Origin of the sequence: Shewanella vaxholmensis (assembly GCF_031932135.1) — a bacterium.
Taxonomy (GTDB): Bacteria; Pseudomonadota; Gammaproteobacteria; order Enterobacterales; family Shewanellaceae; genus Shewanella; species Shewanella hafniensis.
In genome coordinates this window covers 167,190-182,657 of the sequence record NZ_JAUOEV010000001.1, presented here as the reverse complement: position 1 = coordinate 182,657, position 15,468 = coordinate 167,190, and the positions used below count along the sequence as shown (strand labels likewise).

The following is a 15,468-nucleotide window of genomic DNA, read 5'->3' as shown; positions in this document are numbered from 1 at the left end:
TTTGATACAAAATAATGAGTTAGTGTTACTTGCTGCGCAGCATACGCGCGACAAACATACCATCACTATTCGCTTCAAAGGGCCATACGGTCAACATTTCTGTTTGTTCACCCGTAAAAGGATGGCGTATCGGCGTGAGCGTGAACTCTGGATGTTGCTGTAAAAACGCTGTCACTACATCTTGGTTCTCGAGCGGCGACAAGGAACATGTGGCGTAAACGAGTACGCCGCCCGCTTTAACTGCGCGGCTACTGCGGCTTAAAATATCGAGCTGTAACGCGGCTTTATCGGCCACGGCTTCAACACCATCCAACCAACGCATATCAGGATTACGTCGCCAAGTGCCAGTACAACTGCACGGGGCATCGACTAACACACCGTCGAAATGATCCGCAGGTACCGGCAGGGCATCACTCTTCCAACGGGCCACGCTAATATTGTTAAAGTGGGCTCTTTGGGTACGCTTAGTCAGTTCTTCTAGGGCATTGGAGCGAATATCGGACGATATGATGCTGCCCGCAGAGGGTATTTGATTATCAGCAGCCTTGGTCAACATCAAAGAGCGTAGCTGCAGGGTTTTACCGCCGGCGCCACTGCAGGCGTCCCACCAATTGGCATCGGGTTCTGGCGCGCAAATTTGCCCTATGACCTGTGAAGCCAAATCTTGGATCTCAATGTTGCCGTCTTTATACAGGGCGATTTCATTAAGATTCATACTCTTGCTGCCAAGGTTAATCGCATCGTTAAAGTAGTGACCATAACTAGCATCGATGCCAAGCGCTTGCAGCTGCGCCGCCGCATCTTGGCTCGTGATCCCTTGCGCGCGTCCCCAAATCGGCGGGCGACTGGACATAGCATTAATTAATTGCGTTTGCTGCGCTGTATCAACAGGGCACACTTGCCAGAACCAGTCGGGTAATAAATCCTGTGATTTAAACTCAGTCGCGGGAAATAAATGCTGCATTAGCGTGAGTTTGTCTTCGAGACTGTCAACGGCAAGTGCTTGAGCCTGTTGATAATCGATAGGCGACTGCGATAACTCATGCCAAGCAGTGGTGATATCTTGCCAAGCATGGGCTTCCAATAGAGCACTGGCGCTTAGGCAGGCCAAATAAACGGCAGAGGTTTGTTGATCGCCTACTCGCTGAAACCAACCCCACCAGCGAAACAGGCTAAACAAGGATTCACGAATAACTTTACGATCCTTTGAGCCGTGTTTTTTATGTTCTCTAAAGTAGTTTGCCAAAATACGGTCGGCGGGCATTTTACTGCTTTGAATTTCATCGAATAACTGCTTAATTGTACTGGCGTAACTGAGCGCACGTTTTTGCGCTGGGGTGTTCGCTTGGACATTTAACGCCGATGATGTGACTGAGTTGGATGCCATACCGGAAGAGAAGCTGCTTGGATTACCCATAAATTTAGCCTAGATCATGCTTCTGTGACGGCGCCTTATGTAAGGGACATAGCCGTAACAGAGGGGAAAAATAAGTGGCGCAGAGTGTAGCAGTTTTGCCCGATAACAGGCAGTAAAAAAGCCCCAAAGTAGTATCAACTTGCAGGGCTTTTTGTGGTTGAGTCACTGAGACTCATGGTGTATTCAGTACCAAAGGGTTATTTGCAGGCTATCGCTCAATTACCGCTTGGAAGGTGATTATTTCGTCACCATCTTTTGGATTTGCTTAGCCCGTTCTTCATCACTCATTTCTACCGGTGGCGGCGTGATTATGCCTTTTTGGCACGCAGGTCTGAGCGCTAGCTCATCTAACCAACGTTGCAAATGGGTCAAACCTCCCATGTTGATGCCGCTCCACTCGTGGATACGGACCCAAGGCCAAGTGGCGATGTCGGCAATCGTGTATTCGTCACCTGCAAGGTATTGATTTGTTGCGAGTTGAGTATTCATGACTTCAAATAAACGTCGACCTTCTTTTTGGTAACGTTCTATTGCTGCAGGGATTTTTTCAGGGAAGTACCTAAAGAATACGTTGGCTTGTCCCATCATGGGGCCGACGCCGCTCATTTGGAACATTAACCATTGGGTCACCTGAGAGCGCTTTTTAGGATCAGCAGGCAGGAATTTACCTGTTTTTTCGGCGAGATACAGCAGAATCGCACCCGATTCGAATACCACAAAATCCTCGTTATCGCGGTCGATAATGGCGGGAATGCGACCATTTGGATTAATGGCAATAAACTCAGGCTGTTTTTGCTCGTTGGTGCTGAAATCTAGCTTGTGGACGCGATACTCTAGCCCCATTTCTTCCAGTGCGATGGAGATTTTAAAACCGTTAGGGGTCGCGGCTGTGTATAAATCTATCATGATGATTCCTTTAGGTTATAACGCTTATAGCTACTCACTTTAGGGCCTATTCAGGCATTCGTGCCGCTATTTTGTAGGGGTTAACGATACTATGGCAGGACGTTGCGCCGTAGTGATGAACCAAGCCTTAAGATGCGGCAAGCTGTCAGTGACTTCAATATCTAAATTCTTAATAAAGCTGATAAAAACGTAAGCCGAAATATCGGCGATGCTGAATTCATCGCCTGCCACAAACGGTGATGTGCTCAATTGTTGGTCTAATGTCGGTAGGAAGTCAATGACCCTTTGGCGTGATTCTGCGCCCCAAGACTCGACACAATTTTCCCTGTCTTTATAGACGCCGCTTAAATTACGAAAGGCTTGAAACCCAACCATTAAGCCTTGTAACTCTATGATACGTTGCCACATTTCTACTTTGGCGCGCTCAAGTGGCGTATTACCAAACAGCGAGTGAACACTTGGGTGGATTTCTTCTAAATAGCGACAAATGGCAACGGATTCACACAGGTAGCTGCCATCATCGAGTTCGAGTAATGGAATGCGGCCATTTAAACTTTTGGCTTTAAATTCGGTATTTAAATTTTCTCCTCCGCGGATATCGACGTTCACTCTTGGTACTTCTATGCCTTTTTCCGCAAGAAAAATACTGACGCGGCGCGCGCTGGGAGTCGGAGCTAATTCGTAGAGTTTCATCTAAAGTCCTGTAGTTTTTATCTGTGCTTTATACTCGATTTGAGCATATAAGGCTTTAACGGAACGATCGGTTAGGATAGAATTTACGCCATATCTAAACGATCAGTCAAGAATGATTTGCCCCTCAACTTTCCGCAGTAAAGAGAAGAGTGGTAAAGGGGAATGGTAAAGCTGATCGTGAGCGCGTATTCAGAGATTAGGTCGCAGGCTTATGGCACGAAGTTGTAATTTTGATCGGCAGGAAAAACTCATATTAGCGATGGAGCTTTTTTGGCAAAAGGGCTTTGCCGAAACATCGATTTCCGATCTCGTCGGCCATTTAGGCATTAATCGATTTAGCCTTTATAACAGTTTCGGTGACAAGCAGAATCTTTACCGCGAGTGCCTCAGTTTCTACCTCGATAACTACTCCTTTGGCGCTTCAGATACTTTGCTGCATGAAAAAGCGGGCTTAGCTGAAATAGCAGCTTATCTAGCGCGCTTTGTTGCTTTGCAGCGGGAGCAAAAGTACGGCTGTTTTATGCAAAATGCCGTGCTCGAAAAGAGCCTTAACGATGAAAGTGTGCTGCAGGAATGTCAGCGATTATTTTGTCGATTACAGACCTCATTCACCCAAGTGTTACAAGTTTGCCAAGCGCGTGGAGAGCTATTAGCCCATGTGCAACCACATCAAGTCGCTGCTTTTTTAGTGCTGCAATTACAAGGGATTAGAGTGTTAGGCAAGGCGGGCGAATATGAGTTATTAGACAATGCGTTTGTTGTATTGCAAAACTATTTACGTAGTTTGAGTGCTAATCAGACGGCATAACTGCAAATGACATAGTTTGATTGGCCTAGGTTTTTGCCTAGGCCATGTTTTTTAGAAATCTATTTTTTAAAAGTTTATTTTTAAAAGTCTATTTCTAAAAGTCCAAGTCCAGCGCAAAACACAGATAGGCCATCAGTTGAGTACAGTGTGCAAATTGCTCGGCACAAAAACTGGCTGCATCTGGGCGGCAGAGTTCCTCAAAGGCGATATTTTTAACTGCGATAAAATCTTTTCGTTTTAGCTCTATCAGCATAGGGTGGTTTTTATCAAATCCCTTTGGTGGTCGAGTTAAGCTATCGCCATCCATATTAAATCCATGACTTTGTAAGGTTTGTAGCGCCTTTTTATAGCCGTTGGGATTCTCATCGATGCAAGTGCGAATGGCATTTAAGGCTTTCGATTCTGGGTGCCAAATCCCTGCGGCAATAAAACAGCCATCTTCGGCAATATGTAGATACAGTCCCGGCGCATGCACGTCTTTGCCCTGAAAATGGCGAAATTGAATGCCAACATTGGTTTTATAGGGCGTTTTATCTTTGCTAAAACGGCTGTCTCGCTGGGGACGCATCAAGCTGCCGCCGACTTTTTTTGGTACGGCAGTGAGCCTAGGCGAGAGGGCGAGGATACTGGGCTGCATTTGCTCGATAAACTGCAGCGCAGGGGTTCGCACTGTCTCTTCGTATTCCGCCTGATGGGCTTTAAACCAGTCGCGGGAGTTGTTTTGCGCCAGTTGATTTAAAAATTGCAAACTCGCAGCGCTGAACGTTGCACCTGTCGCAATAGGGATTTTAGTCGTGAGCGTGGCCATTATCGGTGAACCTTATTAATGCATTTGAAACGAGTGCCAACAGCCTAGATGCGCCTAGATACAAGCAGGGCGAACGTCAGGCAAGCCGCCCGTATATTCACTCGTATTGCGAAGTCGTACACTCTTAAGAGGATGAAAGGGTGTCAAATATCGCACTAATACTGCCATCCTTCGGCAAGATCTTCACTTAAATTTTTTGGAGTGCGCCGCTTCTCTCTTGTTTTCAACCAGACCGTTATTTACACGTAAAGCCAAGTGAGAACTATTCTTATCTTATTCGTTAGTGCCTATAATGCCGCCCTATTTTTAGATTAGTTTGTTAATAGGAAGACGTTAAATGGGTTGCCTGCCTAAGTTTGAGAAGTGGAAAGCGAATAGAAATCTGTCGCTTATGGGATTATGTATATTGCCCTCAATGCCGTTGTACGCCGCTGAGGTATTGGGCGAGCCTAAGGTTGAGCCAATTGAAATCCTACAGGTTCATGGGCAGCAATATCGTAGGGCCATCACAGTCGCTAAACCGGGTGAAGCGATTATTTCCATGGAACAAATCGAGGAGATGCAGGCAACGACCTTCGCCGAAGTGATTGATGATATGGCAGGGGCACATATCGATGGCGGTACTCGCAGCGGCGGTGAGCGGATTAATATCTGGGGCTTTGGCGAGACCGAAGATTTTAACGTTTATGTGGATAATGCTCCGGTGGGATTTGAGCAGTATCGCTATGGCTCATTTTTCCTCGATCCTGATCTCATCAAACGAGTGGAAGTGATTAAAGGCGCCCATGATGTGCGCTCGGGCAATGGCGGTTTTGGTGGGGCCATGTATGTGGTCACTAAATCGGCCGATGATTTTCTTAAATATGATCAATCCCTTGGAGCGCGAGTCAAAACCAGCTACGCCAGCAATAATGACGCTATGGGTTATACGGGAACTGTCTATGGCAGGGTGAATCCGCATTTATCGGGTTTGTTACACCTTACGCGCCGTGATGCGGGGGATGTGACTTTAGCTAATGGCGATGAGTTTGAATATTCGGGCTATGAGCAAGATAATTATCTAGGCAAGATGGATTATGAGCAGGGCGATCACCAACTGGCCTTGAGCGTGACCCATTATCTCGATGAGGGCCGCAAACCTTGGGCTAATCGCCGTGGCCCCATGCCTGCCATCTCAGACTACAACATCAAAAAGTACGGCTCCTACGAGCAGGCGCTGTATGCCACAACCGCCTATAACACCTATGAAGACAACACTTGGTCTGCCAATTATCGTTACTCGCCGAGCAATCCCCTGATCGATACTCAAGTGGTGATCTCCCATTCGGCGAATGCGCGACACTGGATAAGACCCGATATCGCGTGGGAGAAAATGACGGTTTCCGTTGGCAACTTCGGTCACGAATCTTGGCTAGACTACAAACGTGATTACATTGATATCAACAACTTGAGTTTGATTGGCGATCACGAGATCACCACAGGATTGCAGTACCGCAGTCTCGACCGTACTTCGCTTGTGTTTAACAAGAGTTATGAGAAGAATCCTGAGAAAAACTTTGGCTGGTACACACCTTATTATCAACCTGAAGGTCGCCAAGACACCTATGCCGTGTATATTCGCGATGCGATTCATCTCACCAACGACTTAACTGTTACTCCCTCGCTGCGATATGACTTTATCTACAGCATAGGTCGGCCAAATATTGCGCCAGATTATAACGACATCAACGCGGGTCACGATTATAGCTCGACTCACCACTCGGGGTTCTCACCACGATTAGGCATAGATTACCAACTGACAAACTACGCTCGGTTAAACTTTGATTACGCCTATAGTCTGCAAGCCCCTGTGGTGGATGAGATTTATGCCGTGCAATACGCTAAAGCCAGCATTACCGGCACAAGCCGCGACATCGATGTCGAACGCTTACATGCCTTCAAGTTAGGCTTGATGACACAGCACCAGCATCTGTTTGCCAATGATGATGTGCTGTCGACGCAGCTTACTCTGTTTGCCAACCTAGGCCGCGATGATATCGCCCAGCGCCGCGGAGCTAAGTCTGATAAAACCCAATTAATTCAAAGTGGTTACACAAATCTTGATGGCTACCATATTTACGGTGCCGATTTTGAAGCCCAATATCGCTATCAAGATGTGTTCAGTGATCTGGCGGTCTCATGGCTGCAAGGGCAACACAATGGGTCACTTAGAGATAGCCAAGATGACGACGAGTATTTAGCCAACATGGCACCGCTCGATATTCGTTTGCGTTTAGGCATGTATATTACCGATGATATTTCAGTAGCTTGGCAGGGTGCTTGGTATGATGCGCAAACTAATGTTCCCCACGGCGATATCTTTAATGCCGAATCGCCGAGCGAAAATTACTTCTTGCAGAACCTGTACCTCGCCTATGAGCCTCAAGCTGGTTTAAAGGGATTAAGCGTGCGTTTGATGGTGAAAAACCTCACCAATCTGCAAGTGGTGCCGTTTCTCTCCGATGGGATCCCAGCTGCTGGGCGCGATGTTCGCTTGAGTTTAGCTTATGAATTTTAAAGATTAATCACCAAGGCAGTGTGGGCGCGGTTTATAAAACTTATAAAAATTAGGGTTATATTGCCTCAGCCCCCTGCCGAAAAAAGCCCGTTTATGGCATAATCCGCGTTTTACTAGGCATATAGAACAGAAAAATGACTGAAAATGAATTGCTAAGTCGCTGTGGCGGCAAGTGTGAACTGTGTGGCAGCGAGATCGAACTCTCTATTTATGATATGCCAGCCTCCGATGGCCGTGACAATGAGATCATGATTTGTGAAACCTGCAGTGGCCAAATTGCGGCACCGGATACCATGGACATGAACCACTGGCGTTGTCTGAACGACAGCATGTGGAGCCCTGTACCGGCAGTTCAAGTGATGTCATATCGTATGCTTAAGCGCTTAAATGGCGAAAGCTGGGCGCAAGATTTACTGGATATGCTTTACCTTGAAGAGGATGTAAAAGCGTGGGGCGATGCTGAAGTTGCCGCCGCAGGTGACGACACTACCCCAACGTTAGACAGTAATGGTGCCGTGATTAACGCAGGCGATACGGTCGTGATCATTAAAGATTTAAACGTGAAAGGCACTAGCTTTGTGGCTAAGCGCGGCACAGCTGTGCGTAACATTGCTTTGACTAACAACCCAGAGCACATTGAAGGCCGTGTTAACGGTACTCGCATTGTGATCCTGACGTGCTTCGTTAAAAAGTCTTAAGTTGAACCTAGTGTGGGCTCGATTTATCGAGCCCACACCATAAAAAACCGCCATACTCGTTAATCGACATGGCGGTTTTTTTATTTTGAATTAGAGAGTTAAGATGCGCAACGGGTGACTTGATATTGGCGTGCATAGCCCTGCGGATTAAATTGCCAAGATAGTATCCACGCCATCAGACTTATGCCACCGAGCAATAACCACGCACTGTTAAAGCTATTGAAATTATCGCGAATTAATCCAGCAATCCAAGGCGAAATGGCGGCAATGGTATAACCCACACCTTGTACAAAGGCGGTTAATTTACCCGCTAACATCGGATTTTGTTGATGATCCATAGTCACAATTAATCCGAGTGGAAAAATCCCGCCTATGCCTAATCCCGCCAGTCCCGCCCATAAAAATAGCGACACTTGAGGGGCGAGTGCGAGTCCCATAAAGCCGATGAGTTGCAGTAAGCACAGTAGGGCAATAATAGCGCGTCTATCCGTTGACTTACTGGCAAGCCAAGGAAACACTAAGCCCGCGATCACTTCCATACTGGTTAAGAAACCTAACACTAATCCCGATTGCGTTTGGCTATAACCTAGCTCGACCGCGTAGGGCGCTAACCATGCAAGCACGCAGACATAACAGCTTGTGCCTAAAGCAAAAAATATCGCTAATAGCCAACTGCGACGAAAACGCCAAAAGCTAAGCTGCACAGTTTGCTCCGCAGTTTGACTCGGCAATGCGGTGTTATGTTTAACCATCAGCCATAGCGCCAGTGCCACTATGCCTAACCAAGTCCAATGGCCTAGCCCCGCGCGCCAACCTAAGTTCATCCCGATAAAAGGCGCACTGCTGGCGGCCAAAGCGGCGCCGCCCATAATGGCGGTGACGTAAAGTCCCATCATTAAGGGCACCCGTTCACCGAAATTGAGTTTGATCATGGCAGGCATGATGGTTTGAATAAGAGCGATACCGATTCCCGCCAGTAATGCCGAGCAGATAAGCCAGCTTGCATCCATCGCCCAAAAACGCATTGCCGTGGCGACGATCAAAAGGAGCAACGATCCCGTCATCACGGTATTAAAACCTAACCGTTTAGCGATACTAAAACCCGCAAAGCAGCCCAGTCCCATGGCGAGCACGGGCAGCAATGTCAGCATAGACGCTAGGGTAAAACTTAAGCTGATATCCTCTTGTATGCTGGGCAGCAAAGGCCCGACGGAAGCGAGAATGGGGCGCAGATTTAGACCGATAAGAATGAACGCGATTCCGAGAAGCAATAAATTCGCTTTCTCTGACTGGGGTGACCGCATGGATTGTCTCCAAAATAAGCTAAGTTTGATTTGTTGAAAGAGTGACCTGTAGCGGCATTTAGCACATTTACGATGATTTCCTTTCAATAACAGCAATTTGAAACAGCATCGCTACAGTTCAAAAAGAATCTCTTTCAGATGTATCTTGATATAAAGATATTTTAATTCTGCGAGAAAATGACTAAGATGTAAAGAATGATATAAAGAATCTTTATGTTGAGATAAAGCTATGACAGCGAAAACGACACTCACTCACATGAGCCCTGCGGATAAAGACCAAGCGGCTTCGAACACCAAAGCAGATGGCCTTGAAAGCGAAGATGGTTTGGATAGCATTGTCGGCCAGTGGCAGCAACAAGGGGTGACTGATGATTTGATCCCTATGGCTGTGCTTGGGCGAATCGCGCGTTTAACGAAATATATCGAAGTGGTACTGCTGCAATGCCACGCCGAATTTGGCTTAGGTCAGGGCGAGTTCGATGTGCTTGCCACCTTAAGGCGTTCGGGTGAGCCGTTTACACTCTCACCTTCACAGCTTTATCAGAGCATGATGCTAAGCTCTGGCGCTATGACGAGCCGTTTAGACAGACTCGAAAATAAGGGGCTGATTGAGCGGGCGCACAGTAAGGAAGATCGCCGCGCCGTACATGTCTCGTTAACTGCTGAGGGTAAGGCGCTCATTGATAAGGCCTTGCCGCAGCATATTCAATGTCAGAGTGCCTTGTTAGCGGGCGTGAGCGCTGAAGATAGGCCTATGTTGTTGCAGGTTTTAAAATCTTGGCTGAACCAATTTGAGCCGCAATAAATCGCTTAAACTTCACGTGAGTTTTAGTTTCTAGTGTTAGACATCTGGCGATAAGCGATAGCCGAGCGCTATTAGCTAATATGAGTCAGCCGCGCGGGACAACATTCGATAGTACAAGGGAGTTGCCATGGTAAAAAGACGTGAAGCATTTGAATTAGCAGGTAAACGAGTCACAGCAGGGACTCAATTGGGGATCAAGCTGGCCGCCGCTAAGTTGTATACCGATACGCAACTCGATATTCATGTAGAAGTGTTTCACGGGGCCAAACCTGGCCCAACTTTACTGGTTTGCGCCGCCATTCATGGGGATGAACTCAATGGTATTGAGATTTGTCGGCGACTATTAGCCAGAGTCAATCCCAAGAATTTGACGGGCACCTTGATTGTGGTGCCGATTGTGAATGTGTTTGGTTTTATTCAGCAATCCCGTTATTTACCCGATAGGCGGGATCTCAACCGCTGCTTCCCTGGTTCCAGTAAAGGGGCGTTGGCAAGCCGGTTAGCCAACCTCTTTGCCACTCAGTTATTAGTCCATGCAACCCATGTGATTGATTTACATACGGGCGCGATTCACCGCGATAACTTGCCGCAAATTCGCTGTGATACCAGCGATGAGACTATGCTGGGCATGGCCAATGCCTTTGGTGCGCCGCTGATCATGCATTCCAAAGCGCGCAGTGTTTCGATGCGGGGTTACGCTAACCAACAGGGCATTCCGTGTATTTTGTACGAGGCAGGCGAAGCATTACGTTTCAGTGAATTGTCGATAAAATCCGGCCTTAAGGGCGTGCTTAATGTGATGCGCAGTTTAGGCATGTTGAAGGGGCGGGTGAGCAATAAGGGATCGAGTGTCAGCGCCATTCGCAGTTATTGGGTGCGCAGCGAATCCGACGGTTTAGTGAATATGAAGCTCAAGCTCGGCCAGCGGGTGACTAAGGGTTATATTATCGCCCATATCGTCAGTCCCCACGGCGGTGACAGTGTGGCCATTCGTGCACCAACCGACGGCATTATCATAGGGATCAGCAATATTCCCGTTACTAACGAAGGCGAGGGTATGTTCCATATCGCCCAGTTTGAAGGTGACGAAATTGAAATGGCTAACGAACAACTCGATGAATTTTTGATGGAATATGCTTAACCGCAGACTTGTTGGCATTGGATATACCGCCACAGAAGTCGCTAAGATGGTTTTGCGACTTCTGTGAACATTTTTAAGTGCTTATTTTTACCTCGCTAACTCCTGACTTTTGTAACCCTCAATGCAGTTTTCGTTATCACTGCCAAAATCTAAACTCACTAGAGTTTAAAGCGTTCCACTGAGCTGGTGAGTGAGTGGGCAAGCGTGGTGACTTCGTTGCTGCGTTTGGCCATGTCCATGGCTTCATTGGCATTTTGATCCGCAGCTTGCGCCGCCTCGCTCATGCTCGACTCAATACGTTGACTGTAGTCTAACTGCTCGTGGGCGGCGTGGGTGATCTCTAGGCTCATGTCATTGAGCGTGTGTAAGGTACTTTCTATGTGGGCGATAGCATCCTGCAGGGTTTGGCTTTGTCCGACACATTCGTTTGCCTGATTTTGACCTGTGGTAATTGCACTCGCTGCCGTGGAGGTCTCTTTTTGCAGGGCCGTGATCATGGTTTGAATTTCAGCGGTGGCAGCTTGAGTGCGTGAGGCAAGGGATCGCACCTCATCGGCCACAACAGCAAAACCCCGTCCATGTTCCCCCGCTCTGGCGGCTTCAATGGCAGCGTTCAGTGCCAGCAAATTGGTTTGTTCGGCAATGCTGCTAATGGTGGTTAAAATGCTGCCAATATTATCGCTTTGAATGCTCAAGCGAGACATGACCTCAACCGAACTACTTAAGCGGGCGCTCAGTTCGGCGATTTTATTGCGATTATCATCGGCAATTTGCTTCACTTGATTGCCGTATTTCGAGGCTTGGCTGATTTGTTTCGCCGACTCACTGGCCTGTTCTGTTACCAAATTAGAACTGGTAAACATCTGTTCAGCTAAGGCTTTAGTCTCATCGACGCGGCTGATTTGCGCGGTTGCTGCATTGGCGATGCGCTGACCTTGCTCATTGGTTTGGGTGGCTGAGCTGTCCAGCGAATGGGCATTTTGGCTGATATTGGTGAGTAGCTTGGCAAGATCGTCACTCAAGGTATTCATGTTATCGATCAGGGTGCCAAATTCATCGTCATGGCGTTTATGAATGCGTTTAGATAAATCCCCACGGGCGATGCTAGCCAGCGCGCCATTCACTAAGGCTAATGGATTGAGCATGGCCTTGGAGGTGAAGAAGGAAATAAAACTCACCATAACGATAAACACCAATGCGAGCACTATCGCTAAGGTTTGCCCCTGTTGAATATCATTACTGGCGATGGTTTGCAGGCTGGTAAATCGGCGGTCGGCTAAGTTGATTAACTTATCTAAGGCGAGATTATTCGCATTAAACTCTTTATCGGCATCGAGGTAATGTTGCTCTGATTGTCGCAGTGCTTCAACCACGGCTTGTTGTGTTTTATAAAGCTCGGCAGGCGCCGCGAGTAAGGTATTGATAATCGCATATTGCTGTTCGAAGGTTTGCAGCAAGCCTAAGGTATCAAGCCCATCAGTTTGTTGTTTTAAAAAAGTAAAGTTAGTGGTGAGGTTCCCCAGTAAAATACCGACATCTTGCTGGTGCGATTGGATCACCTCCAAACTTTGAGTGTGGATCAGCTCTCCCATAGTGTTGGTTAGCGTATACAACATATCGTCGATACGCGTGCCTGTACCGACAATCTCTTCGAGCAGAGTAGGATTATCGGGGATGGACAGGGTTTCGAGATCGATCATCGCATTACTGGCGTTGGTCTTGGCATCGTTAAAGCGCTTAAAGAGTTGTTGGTACTGCTGCTTTGCTTGTTCATTGGCGAGTTTAGCGCTAAACATGGCCTGGCTTTGTTGCAAATAGGCTTGGTATCTTGCCTTTGCTTCATCTAGAGAAGTCTGCATTTTAGGCTGATCAGCTACTCGTTCAATTAACTCATTTTCGATACTTTGATATTTCTTCTGCAGCGCCGTAAATGCTTGCTGGCTTTTGGTTAAGCCGGCTGTGTCTTGCTGGCTGTGGGCCAAGGTGGCAAGGCGTGACATTTTTAACAGCACCAGTTGTAAGCTATTACTCTGCTTTTGCACTGGTACGGCTAAGGTTTCGATATTTTGATAGGCGGTTTGTACTTGTGAGAGTGAATAATAGAAGAAGCTACTGCCAGCGATGAGCAGCGCGCCGATGGCACTAAAGCTAAATATGATTTTTTGTTTTATGGTAAGCGTCAACATAGTGCGAAAACCTCTTCTAGGACTGTCCCTGTAAAATGGGTTTAATAATGATTAGATCGCTGTTTTTATTGAAATATTAATTCAAGTGTAGCAGAGTTCGTCACAAGTAAAGTGAATTTTTCTATTGAGAGTTTAGCGCTAGTTAAGGTTAACTTCTTGGTTTGATTATTTAAAAATAATCTCGACCGTATCGTAAAAAGGATTAAAAATGAAATCTGTCGTTTTGGATGAAAAGCGTATCGTACCGACAAAAATTATCTGTATTGGACGTAATTATGTCGACCATATCCATGAGTTGGGCAATGACATACCCGACGACATGGTGGTGTTTTTAAAGCCCAATTCGGCGATGTCGACTGTGCTGCTTTCGGAGCATCAAGGCGAAGCCTTGCACTATGAAACCGAGCTGTGTTTTATGTTTCAAGATGGCCGTTTTAGCAGCGTTGCCATTGGCTTAGATCTCACTAAACGTGATTTACAAAGCAAGTTAAAAGCCAAGGGATTGCCTTGGGAGCGGGCAAAGGCCTTCGATGGTGCCGCATTATTCAGTCCCTTTGTGGCGATTGATGATGCCAAGGCGCCGCTGCATTTTACCTTGAGTATCAACGATAACTTGGTGCAAGAGGGGCATATCGATTTAATGATCTACAAACCTCAGACTATTTTATCTGAGCTGCAAGCCTTTATCAGTCTCGATGACGGCGATATTGTGATGACAGGCACCCCCAAGGGCGTGGGAAGTATTCCCGCTAAAAGTGTATTCAACGTCACGCTGAGCCGGGGTTTGCAAGCGAGTGCTGAACCTTTGCTTGAATGGCAATGGTTAAGTGTTTAGTGATAAATCGCTGAGTTGCTCGCATGATTGAACCTGATGACGTAAAAAAGACTGCTGTATTGCAGGTGCCAACTTGCCAACCACTGCAACAATATTTGATTGCATTAGGGGCGAGTCAAGCTGCTGTTGAACGTTACTTACCACAGTTTAAAGCGTTGAACGTGCCGGCGGGAGAGGTGCTTCTTGGCCAAGGAAATGAGCAGTCACAGGCATATTTTGTTGTAGATGGTATAGTGCGCGCTTGCCATTATACGCAGGATGGCACAGAGCGCTGTAAGGAGTTTTATTTCGAGGGTGAATTGTGTTTTTTGTATGTCAGTTGGCTGAAGCAAATTCCCGCTCGTTACCAATTAGAAGCTTTAAGCGCCTGTAAACTTATCCTAATGCCGTTATCCGTGTTGGATGATACTTCGCTGCAGCCCGTGCAACTTGGGTTACTTAAACAGCAATTATTGTATAAAGAACAAAAGGAAGCCTTTTTACTGCTGCACACACCTGAGCAACGTTATCTGTATTTACGCGAACATTCACCACTTTGGCTTGAGCGGTTAAGCCAAGGTCAGTTAGCTAATTATATTGGCATTACGGCAATCAGTTTGTCGCGTATGCGTCGACGACTTCAAGACTCCTTTTAGCGTTTTTTGCCCCCAGTTAACTTAAGTTAATGCGCTAAAGCGCGATTCCTATGATGCTGCGCCTTAAGTTGCGCCCTCAAGTCTATAAGGCTTCCAATCAGAGTGCGCATTATTGCTTAAAGCTAAGGGGCTTAATAAGTTGACTGCGTTTACCTTGTCTCAAATTTTGGTGGCGATAGCCATTATCTTCGATCTGATTTCGTTTCAATTTAAGGCGCGGGAGCGGATTGTCGCCTGCCTTTTTGTATCGGGTATTCTGATTTCTATTCATTTTTGTCTGTTGCAGCAATGGACTGCAGCAGGCTTAATGGGCATAGCCACAGTGCGTTATCTCACCAGCATGTTTACGACGTCAAAGGTGGCCATGTGGTGTTTTTCTAGCGCAGCAGTGGCAATGAGTATCGTGACCTTCAATGGCATAACGACGGTGATCAGTTGTCTCGGCACACTGTTTCAAACCCGCGCCGCATTCTGCCAAAGGGATAAAGATCTTAGATTACTGATGATAGTCGGAACCAGTTTTTGGCTCGTTCACAATGCCTTAGTGGGATCGCCCGTGGCAGTGTTAATGGAGGTACTCTTTATTGGCAGTAATCTGGTGGGCTTTTATCGGCATTATTTTCGCGGGCAGCTTAAGCAACTGCCGTGATCAGCTAAGGTCATCTCTAGCCTTAA

The 15,468-nt window shown here is 46.9% G+C and carries 14 protein-coding genes; 8 read left to right on the top strand and 6 right to left on the bottom strand.

From position 1 onward, the window contains the following. Positions 1-25: 25 nt before the first annotated feature. The 3 genes from Q4Q46_RS00725 to Q4Q46_RS00715 form a co-directional block, all read right to left on the bottom strand. Positions 26-1,417 (bottom strand): RsmB/NOP family class I SAM-dependent RNA methyltransferase, encoded by a 1,392-nt coding sequence (locus Q4Q46_RS00725; RefSeq protein ID WP_311904982.1) that lies wholly within the window; start codon positions 1,415-1,417, stop codon positions 26-28. A gap of 237 nt (positions 1,418-1,654) precedes the next feature. Beyond that, a complete protein-coding gene (locus Q4Q46_RS00720; protein WP_311904981.1) occupies positions 1,655-2,323 on the bottom strand; it encodes a glutathione S-transferase family protein in 669 nt (222 codons plus the stop codon). Between the two features lie 66 nt (positions 2,324-2,389). Continuing rightward, positions 2,390-3,016: a glutathione S-transferase gene (locus Q4Q46_RS00715; RefSeq protein ID WP_311904980.1), complete on the bottom strand. Its 627-nt coding sequence runs from the start codon at positions 3,014-3,016 to the stop codon at positions 2,390-2,392. A gap of 211 nt (positions 3,017-3,227) precedes the next feature. Between Q4Q46_RS00715 and Q4Q46_RS00710 the strand changes: the two genes are divergently transcribed. Further along, complete coding sequence (locus Q4Q46_RS00710; protein WP_263179605.1) at positions 3,228-3,824, top strand: TetR/AcrR family transcriptional regulator; 597 nt, start codon at positions 3,228-3,230, stop codon at positions 3,822-3,824. 94 nt (positions 3,825-3,918) lie between these two features. Here Q4Q46_RS00710 and Q4Q46_RS00705 read toward each other — a convergent pair whose 3' ends face one another. Further along, positions 3,919-4,632 carry a DUF2461 domain-containing protein gene (locus tag Q4Q46_RS00705; RefSeq protein WP_168823266.1) on the bottom strand — a complete coding sequence of 238 codons (714 nt, stop codon included), beginning with the start codon at positions 4,630-4,632 and terminating at the stop codon, positions 3,919-3,921. 337 nt (positions 4,633-4,969) lie between these two features. On the opposite strand from Q4Q46_RS00705, the gene Q4Q46_RS00700 reads away from it, so the two are divergent. Both Q4Q46_RS00700 and Q4Q46_RS00695 read left to right on the top strand, forming a co-directional pair. Next, the gene (locus tag Q4Q46_RS00700) at positions 4,970-7,189 is read left to right on the top strand and encodes a TonB-dependent receptor domain-containing protein (RefSeq protein WP_311904979.1); all 2,220 of its coding nucleotides are present in this window, start codon (positions 4,970-4,972) and stop codon (positions 7,187-7,189) included. 134 nt (positions 7,190-7,323) lie between these two features. Then, positions 7,324-7,887, top strand: coding sequence for a PhnA domain-containing protein (locus tag Q4Q46_RS00695; RefSeq protein ID WP_311904978.1), 564 nt, complete (start codon positions 7,324-7,326; stop codon positions 7,885-7,887). A 98-nt stretch (positions 7,888-7,985) separates the two neighbouring features. Here Q4Q46_RS00695 and Q4Q46_RS00690 read toward each other — a convergent pair whose 3' ends face one another. Continuing rightward, positions 7,986-9,191, bottom strand: coding sequence for an MFS transporter (locus tag Q4Q46_RS00690; protein WP_311904977.1), 1,206 nt, complete (start codon positions 9,189-9,191; stop codon positions 7,986-7,988). Positions 9,192-9,420: 229 nt separating this feature from the next. On the opposite strand from Q4Q46_RS00690, the gene Q4Q46_RS00685 reads away from it, so the two are divergent. Together Q4Q46_RS00685 and Q4Q46_RS00680 are read left to right on the top strand one after the other, a co-directional pair. After that, a complete protein-coding gene (locus Q4Q46_RS00685) occupies positions 9,421-9,996 on the top strand; it encodes a MarR family winged helix-turn-helix transcriptional regulator (protein ID WP_311904976.1) in 576 nt (191 codons plus the stop codon). Between the two features lie 127 nt (positions 9,997-10,123). Then, positions 10,124-11,137, top strand: a complete 1,014-nt coding sequence (locus Q4Q46_RS00680; protein ID WP_311889296.1) for a succinylglutamate desuccinylase/aspartoacylase family protein — start codon at positions 10,124-10,126, stop codon at positions 11,135-11,137. A gap of 158 nt (positions 11,138-11,295) precedes the next feature. On the opposite strand, the gene Q4Q46_RS00675 is transcribed toward Q4Q46_RS00680, so the two are convergent. Next, positions 11,296-13,323, bottom strand: a complete 2,028-nt coding sequence (locus Q4Q46_RS00675) for a methyl-accepting chemotaxis protein (RefSeq protein ID WP_311889295.1) — start codon at positions 13,321-13,323, stop codon at positions 11,296-11,298. A 208-nt stretch (positions 13,324-13,531) separates the two neighbouring features. Here Q4Q46_RS00675 and Q4Q46_RS00670 point away from each other — a divergent pair, with 208 nt between their 5' ends. The 3 genes from Q4Q46_RS00670 (at position 13,532) to Q4Q46_RS00660 (ending at position 15,442) form a co-directional block, all read left to right on the top strand. Further along, positions 13,532-14,158, top strand: coding sequence for a fumarylacetoacetate hydrolase family protein (locus Q4Q46_RS00670; protein ID WP_259482114.1), 627 nt, complete (start codon positions 13,532-13,534; stop codon positions 14,156-14,158). Between the two features lie 23 nt (positions 14,159-14,181). After that, the gene (locus tag Q4Q46_RS00665; protein ID WP_311889294.1) at positions 14,182-14,793 is read left to right on the top strand and encodes a Crp/Fnr family transcriptional regulator; all 612 of its coding nucleotides are present in this window, start codon (positions 14,182-14,184) and stop codon (positions 14,791-14,793) included. A 139-nt stretch (positions 14,794-14,932) separates the two neighbouring features. Continuing rightward, positions 14,933-15,442 carry a YgjV family protein gene (locus Q4Q46_RS00660; protein WP_006080929.1) on the top strand — a complete coding sequence of 170 codons (510 nt, stop codon included), beginning with the start codon at positions 14,933-14,935 and terminating at the stop codon, positions 15,440-15,442. The last annotated feature ends 26 nt before the right edge of the window (positions 15,443-15,468 follow it).

Excerpts from the sequence above, each read along its gene's own strand:
- Q4Q46_RS00725 (WP_311904982.1), bottom strand. The coding sequence starts at position 1,417 with ATGGGTAATCCAAGCAGCTTCTCTTCCGGTATGGCATCCAACTCAGTC.
- Q4Q46_RS00720 (WP_311904981.1), bottom strand. The coding sequence starts at position 2,323 with ATGATAGATTTATACACAGCCGCGACCCCTAACGGTTTTAAAATCTCC.
- Q4Q46_RS00715 (WP_311904980.1), bottom strand. The coding sequence starts at position 3,016 with ATGAAACTCTACGAATTAGCTCCGACTCCCAGCGCGCGCCGCGTCAGT.
- Q4Q46_RS00710 (WP_263179605.1), top strand. The coding sequence starts at position 3,228 with ATGGCACGAAGTTGTAATTTTGATCGGCAGGAAAAACTCATATTAGCG.
- Q4Q46_RS00705 (WP_168823266.1), bottom strand. The coding sequence starts at position 4,632 with ATGGCCACGCTCACGACTAAAATCCCTATTGCGACAGGTGCAACGTTC.
- Q4Q46_RS00700 (WP_311904979.1), top strand. The coding sequence starts at position 4,970 with ATGGGTTGCCTGCCTAAGTTTGAGAAGTGGAAAGCGAATAGAAATCTG.
- Q4Q46_RS00695 (WP_311904978.1), top strand. The coding sequence starts at position 7,324 with ATGACTGAAAATGAATTGCTAAGTCGCTGTGGCGGCAAGTGTGAACTG.
- Q4Q46_RS00690 (WP_311904977.1), bottom strand. The coding sequence starts at position 9,191 with ATGCGGTCACCCCAGTCAGAGAAAGCGAATTTATTGCTTCTCGGAATC.
- Q4Q46_RS00685 (WP_311904976.1), top strand. The coding sequence starts at position 9,421 with ATGACAGCGAAAACGACACTCACTCACATGAGCCCTGCGGATAAAGAC.
- Q4Q46_RS00680 (WP_311889296.1), top strand. The coding sequence starts at position 10,124 with ATGGTAAAAAGACGTGAAGCATTTGAATTAGCAGGTAAACGAGTCACA.
- Q4Q46_RS00675 (WP_311889295.1), bottom strand. The coding sequence starts at position 13,323 with ATGTTGACGCTTACCATAAAACAAAAAATCATATTTAGCTTTAGTGCC.
- Q4Q46_RS00670 (WP_259482114.1), top strand. The coding sequence starts at position 13,532 with ATGAAATCTGTCGTTTTGGATGAAAAGCGTATCGTACCGACAAAAATT.
- Q4Q46_RS00665 (WP_311889294.1), top strand. The coding sequence starts at position 14,182 with ATGATTGAACCTGATGACGTAAAAAAGACTGCTGTATTGCAGGTGCCA.